The 6088-nt window shown below is 74.2% G+C and carries 7 protein-coding genes; 5 read left to right on the top strand and 2 right to left on the bottom strand.

Annotated features, from left to right (window positions below; translation table 11 throughout):
* On the top strand, positions 1 to 841 hold an 841-nt coding region (locus IF67_RS0117765), incomplete at its 5' end, for a TerD family protein (RefSeq protein WP_420708677.1).
* A gap of 21 nt (positions 842 to 862) precedes the next feature.
* On the opposite strand, the gene IF67_RS0117760 is transcribed toward IF67_RS0117765, so the two are convergent.
* Entirely contained in the window at positions 863 to 2011 is a 1149-nt protein-coding gene (locus IF67_RS0117760; RefSeq protein WP_030986745.1) for a glycosyltransferase, read from the bottom strand.
* 203 nt (positions 2012 to 2214) lie between these two features.
* Here IF67_RS0117760 and IF67_RS0117755 point away from each other — a divergent pair, with 203 nt between their 5' ends.
* The 3 genes from IF67_RS0117755 to IF67_RS0117745 all read left to right on the top strand — a co-directional run bounded on the left by IF67_RS0117755 (position 2215) and on the right by IF67_RS0117745 (position 4361).
* Positions 2215 to 3063 (top strand): glutamate racemase, encoded by an 849-nt coding sequence (locus IF67_RS0117755; RefSeq protein WP_030986743.1) that lies wholly within the window; start codon positions 2215 to 2217, stop codon positions 3061 to 3063.
* A gap of 94 nt (positions 3064 to 3157) precedes the next feature.
* Entirely contained in the window at positions 3158 to 3775 is a 618-nt protein-coding gene (locus tag IF67_RS0117750) for a hypothetical protein (protein WP_030986741.1), read from the top strand.
* Between the two features lie 88 nt (positions 3776 to 3863).
* Positions 3864 to 4361: an NUDIX hydrolase gene (locus IF67_RS0117745; protein ID WP_030079487.1), complete on the top strand. Its 498-nt coding sequence runs from the start codon at positions 3864 to 3866 to the stop codon at positions 4359 to 4361.
* 87 nt (positions 4362 to 4448) lie between these two features.
* Here the strand turns inward: IF67_RS0117745 and IF67_RS0117740 are convergent, their stop codons facing one another.
* Entirely contained in the window at positions 4449 to 5003 is a 555-nt protein-coding gene (locus IF67_RS0117740; RefSeq protein ID WP_030986739.1) for a hypothetical protein, read from the bottom strand.
* Between the two features lie 259 nt (positions 5004 to 5262).
* Here IF67_RS0117740 and IF67_RS0117735 point away from each other — a divergent pair, with 259 nt between their 5' ends.
* Entirely contained in the window at positions 5263 to 6057 is a 795-nt protein-coding gene (locus IF67_RS0117735) for a 3-hydroxybutyrate dehydrogenase (protein WP_030986737.1), read from the top strand.
* Positions 6058 to 6088 lie beyond the last annotated feature (31 nt).

Here is a 6088-nt window from a genome sequence, read left to right as displayed (position 1 = left end):
GCCCCCGCCGTCGGCCATGCCCACCCCGCCGCCCGCCGCACCCCCGGCGCCCGCCCCTCCGACGGCCCCGCCGCCCATGGCGCCCGCGCCCCCGTCGCCGACGGGGCAACCGGCGGCCTCCTACCCACCGCCTCCGGGGCAGCCCGCGCCCGCCCCGGCGCCCTCTCCCGTTCGTCTGACGAAAGTCACCCTCACGAAGGACGCCCCTGCCGTCTCCTTGACGAAGCAGGGTGGCACCTCCGGGGCGATGCGGGTGAACCTCAACTGGAACAGCGGCACGGCAGGCAAGCGGCTGGGCAAGAAGCTCGGCTTCAAGGCGATGCAGGCCATGGGTGCCCGCGGAGCGCTGCTGCCCCCGTCCGGCGAGCTCGACCTCGACCTGTGCGTGCTGTACGAACTCACCGACGGCGCCGCCGGGGTGATCCACCCGCTCGGCAACAACTTCGGCTCCCTGCACGCCCCGCCGTACATCCAGCTCGACGGCGACGACCGCACCGGCGCCGTCGCCGCCGGCGAGAACATGACCATCAACCTCGACCACCAGGCGCGCATCAAGCGCATCCTGATCTTCGTCACCGTCTACGCGGGAGCCCGCAGCTTCGAGGGCCTGAGCGCGACCGTCACCCTCCAGCCCCAGCACGGCGCCCCCGTCGAGTTCTCGCTCGACGCCTGCACGGTGCCCTCCAAGGTCTGCGCGCTGGCCCTGATCACCAACACGGGCAGCGAACTCGTCGTCCAGCGCGAGGCCCGCTACCTCGTCCCCGAGCCGGGCGTCAGCCCGCAGCGCACCATCGACAACGCGTACGGATGGGGCCTGGACTGGTCACCGGCCCGCAAGTGACGCCGGCACCGGGGGCGCCGCTCAGGGCGCCGGGTATGTCCGCCCTTTCCAGGCCGCGCCGCGCCCCCGGTAGTGCTGTACCGCCGAATCCACGGTCATCAGCAGATACAGCAGCGCGGTGAAGGGCAGCAGCGGCGCCGCCCACGGCGGCTGCCCGTAGTAGCGCAGCATCGGCAGATACGTCCCGCACATCACCGCCCAGGCCGCCCCGCCCAGCGTGGCGACCACCGTGTCCCCGTCCGCCAGTCCGGCCGCCAGCGCGACAGGCGGCACCAGGTACACCAGCGCAAGACCGAGGACGGTGCCGAGCAGCAGCAGCGGCTGGTGCCGCAGTTGGGCGTAGGCGCTGCGCGAGACCATCCGCCACAGCTCGGCCGGCCGCGGATACGGCCGCACGCTGTCCACCCGGTCCGCGAGCCCCAGCCAGATCGTGCCGCCGGAGCGCTTCACCGCTCGCGCCAGCGTCACATCGTCGATCACCGCATGCCGGATCGCGTCCGGGATACCCGCCTGCTCCGCGGCTTCCCGCCGCAGCAGCACACAGCCCCCGGCCGCCGCCGCGGTCCGGGCCCCGGGACGGTTGACCCACCGGAAGGGATACAGCTGCCCGAAGAAGTAGACGAAGGCCGGCACGATCAGCCGCTCCCAGAACGTCACCGCCCGCAGCCGTGCCATCTGCGACACGAGATCCAGCCCCGCCGACCGGGCCGCCGCCACCAACTCCCGCAGACTGCCGGGGTCGTGCGCGATATCCGCGTCGGTCAGCAGCAGATACTCCGGCGCGATGCGCTCCTGCGCCAGCGCGATCCCGTGCCGTACGGCCCAGAGCTTGCCCGTCCACCCGGGCTCCGGCTCGCCGGGTGCGGACACCGTCAGCGGCAGCCCGCCGCGCGCGGCCGCCAGCTGCCGGGCCAGCGCACCGGTCCCGTCCGTACTGCCGTCGTCGACCAGGAACACCTCGGCCCGGCCCGGGTACTTCTGCCCGAGCAGCGACGGCAGGCTGTCCGGCAGCACCGCGGCCTCGTCCCGCGCCGGGACCACCACCGCGACCGTCGGCCAGCGCTCCGGATCGCGGCGGTCCGGCAGCCGTACGTCCGTCCGCCAGAAGAAGCCCTGCCCCAGCAACAGCCACACCCAGGCCAGCAGGGACCCGGCACCGATCCACTCCATCGCTCCCACGGCCGCAGTCTGCCGCACCGCATCCGGCATGCACCGGCGATCGGGAGGGTGTCCCGGAAACGGGACGGAAGGGACCGGTACGGAGGGACGGACCGGGACGCCGCCCGTCGGGTGCGGTGCGCCCGGCCCCGGAAGGCACCCGGCCGTCCCGCCCGGTATGACAAGCCGGACGCGCGGCTGAGTAAGGTGTCCGGGTGAAGATCGCGCTGATGGACTCCGGGACCGGGCTGCTCGCGGCGGCCGCCGCCGTGCGGCGACTGCGGCCGGACGCCGACCTGGTCCTCTCCTCCGATCCCGACGGCATGCCCTGGGGCCCACGTACCTCCGACGATGTCACCGCCCATGCGCTGGCGGTGGCCCGCTCCGCCGCCGCGCACGGCCCCGACGCCCTGATCGTCGCCTGCAACACCGCGTCCGTGCATGCGCTGCCGGCCCTCCGCGCCGAACTGGAACCCCAGGTCCCGGTCATCGGCACCGTCCCCGCCATCAAGCCCGCGGCGGCCGGCGGCGGCCCGGTCGCCATCTGGGCCACCCCCGCCACCACCGGCAGCCCCTACCAGCGGGATCTGATCGAGCGGTTCGGGCACGGCGTGGAGATCACCGGGGTGCCCTGCCCGGGGCTGGCCGACGCGGTCGAGGCCGCCGACGAGGCCGCGATCGACGCCGCCATCGCCGCCGCCGCGCATCGCACCCCGCGGGACGTGCGCACCGTCGTCCTGGGCTGCACCCACTACGAGCTGGTCGCCGAACGGATCCGCGCCGCCCTCCAGCAGCCCGGAGCCCCCGCCCTCGCCCTGCACGGCTCCGCCGAGGCGGTCGCCGCCCAGGCGCTGCGCCGCATCGGCGCCGAGCCGGCGCCGGCTGCCGCCCCGACCGGCGCACTCAGCGTGATCCTCAGCGGCCGCCCGGCGGGGCTTCCGGCCACTGCGCTCGTCTACGCCGAGGGCCGGCTGCTCGCCGCCGGCCGTACCGACCGCGCACCCGGGGCCCCCGCAGAGGCCACTCCGGTGGCCGATGGTGCCGCCGCGGCCGCCCGCCGCTGACGTCAGCCATGACGTCGGCGGCACCGCGGTCCGGGCCGTGAACGGCTCGTCCGACGCACTGCCATAGCGTGCAAAGACGCGTACGCTGCGTCTCATGAGGGACCACCCCCACGAGGGGGCAGCAGCCCCCGACGACCCCGGCACGACCGACGGCGCCGACAGCGGAGCGCGCCCCAGCGGCGGCTCCCATGCGGAGATCCCCGAGGTCTGGCACGGCAGCGCCACCAACCGCATCCAGTGGCTCCTGGCCGCGATCGGCGCGGCCTGTCTGGCGCTGGGCATCGAGCTCGCCGTCGACAGCAACTGGACCGCGGGCCTCGCGCCCCTGGTGATGTCGGTGGTCGGCTGTGTCGCGGTCGGCCTGCTGGTGCTCTTCGGCACGCTCGCCTACGTCCATGTCGCGGTCCGCGTCGACAAGGACTGCCTGGAGGTGCGGTGCGGCCATATAGGGGTGCCACGCCGCCGGATCCCGCTCGACGACGTCGTCGGCGCCGAGTTCACGCCCCAGGTCACCCCCCGCCACTGGGGAGGCTGGGGCTACCGCTGGCGCCCCGAACAGGGCACGGCCGTGGTCGTCCGCCGCGGTGAGGGCGTGGTGCTCCGGCTCGATGACGGACGCGATTTCACCATCACCGTCGATGACGCCGAGGGCGCCGTCCGCGCGATCCGTGGCCGGCTCCGGCCGCGCAAGGGGACCCCGGCGGGCACCTGAGCGCCGTACGCGGCACGTACGCGGCACGTACGCGGCACGTTCCCCACAGGGCCGGGGACCCGCCGGGGACGTCCCGTAGGGTCGGGGCATGGCAACCCCCGATTTCATCCGTGACCTCCGGAACTCCATCGGCCGGCAGCTGCTGTGGCTGCCCGGGGTGAGCGCGGTCGTCTTCGACGACCAGGGCCGTGTCCTGCTGGGCAAGCGGGCCGACACCGGTGGCTGGTCGGTGATCGGTGGTATCCCCGAGCCCGGCGAACAGCCGGCCGAGACCGCGATGCGCGAGGTCTACGAGGAGACCGCGGTGGTGGTGGTCCCCGAGGGCGTCGTCCTCGTCGAGACCATGCCGCCCACCCACTACCCCAATGGCGATGTCTGCCAGTTCATGGACGTGACGCTGCGCTGCCGGGCGGTCGGCGGCGAGGCGCAGGTCAATGACGACGAGTCGCTGGAGGTCGGCTGGTTCGACATCGACGCCCTGCCGGAGCTGGAGGAGTACGCACTCACCCGCATCAAGCGGGCGCTGGAGGCCGGGCCGACGTGGTTCCACGGGATGGGGGAGGAGCCGGAGGGGCAGCAGCCCTGAGGCACGTCTCCGGGGTCGCTCCCGCATGTTCCGGGGTGTTCCAGGGCGCTCCGGGGTGTGCCGGGGCTTTCCCCAGGCGACGGAGGCCTACAGCTCCTCCGTCGACGGCTCGTCCATCGGGCCGGAGGGCTCTCCGGGAAGCGTGGGCAGCTCGGATCCGTCCGGTGAGCCGGGCTCCTCGGACGGAGCCGGGTCGGTGGGCCGGCCGGACGGCTCCTCGGTGTGCATCTCCCGGTCGTCCTTGCGGCAGGCCGTGATCCAGGTGCCGGTGGGGCCGCTCTCGAACTGGCAGAACCAGCCCCGTACGGCCAGGGAGCCCCGGTCGTCACGGGCCTCCTTCGGCGCCCGCACGAAGAACTCGGCCATCACCTGACGGACCTCGTCGCAGCCCACCGTGCCGCCGGCCCCGGGGTCCGCGTAGAGGGTGACGTCGCCTGCCTCGCCCAGTGCGCCGCGGAGCACGCCGCATTCCATCGGCTGCCCCGGGACGGTGGGGGACGCGGGGCCGTTGCCCGGAGTTCCTTCCGGGCGCGGCCCGGTGCCCGTCGACGACGATGCCGCGGTCGTCGGGTCCCCGTCGTCCGCGCAGCCCGCGGCAGTCAGGGCGAGCAGCACAGTCGGCACGGCGATGAGCCTCCGCATGTAGGACTCCCTTGTGGCGGCGGTGCGCAGACGGCACGCTGCGTCGTACGACGTTAGGGGCCCGCCGGGAGCGAGGCGATCCGGGGCGGCCGATCGGGTGAAGCACGGGGGCCGATGCGAGCCGCGGCGGGCCACCCGCCGTGCCGGGGAAGGCGGGTGCGGGCACCACATCTGACGTGCGCCGTCCCCATGCCCGGTCCGCGAAGTGTGGTGCCGGGGCACATCGGAGCGGCGCCCGGCCGCTGCCTAGGGTGCGGACATGACCGTGATCGGCACCCCAGGCCCGGTATCCCTCGACCTCGACGGCCGCACCGCGCTCGTCACCGGCGCGGCCAGTGGCATCGGACGCGCCTGCGCCCTGCGGCTGGCGGCGGCCGGCGCGACGGTGCGCGCGGTCGACCGGGACGCCGCGGGACTGGACGGCCTCGTGGCGGCTCACCCGGACGGCGCACCGGGCGGCATCGAACCCCGGCTCCTGGACCTCACCGACCTGGACGCCGCGGAACGGGCCGCGGCCGGCGCCGATGTGCTCGTCAACAACGCGGGCCTCCAGCTCGTCCGCCCCATCGAGGAGTTCCCGCCCGAGGTCTTCCACCAGGTGCTGACCATCATGCTGGAGGCGCCCTTCCGGCTGCTTCGGGGCGCACTGCCCCATATGTACGCACAGGGCTGGGGCCGCGTCCTCAACATCTCCTCCGTGCACGGCCTCCGGGCGTCCCCCTTCAAATCCGCGTATGTCGCCGCCAAGCACGGCCTGGAAGGGCTGTCGAAGACCGCGGCCCTGGAGGGCGCCCCGCACGGCGTCACCAGCAACTGCATCAATCCCGGATATGTCCGCACCCCCCTCGTGGAACGGCAGCTCGCCGACCAGGCCGCCGCCCACGGCATCCCCGAGGAACGCGTACTGGCCGACATCCTCCTTGCCGACTCCGCCCTCAAGCGGCTGCTCGAACCGGAGGAGGTCGCCGAGGCCGTCGCCTACCTCTGCACTCCGCAGGCGTCCTTCATGACGGGCGCCTCTCTGGTGCTGGACGGGGGCTGGACCGCGCATTGAGCGGCCCGCGCTCCGGGACCCGGGCGGCGGA

Origin of the sequence: Streptomyces sp. NRRL S-1813, assembly GCF_000719605.1 — a bacterium.
Lineage (GTDB): Bacteria > Actinomycetota > Actinomycetes > Streptomycetales > Streptomycetaceae > Streptomyces > Streptomyces decoyicus.
This window is presented reverse-complemented; position numbering and strand designations above follow the sequence as displayed.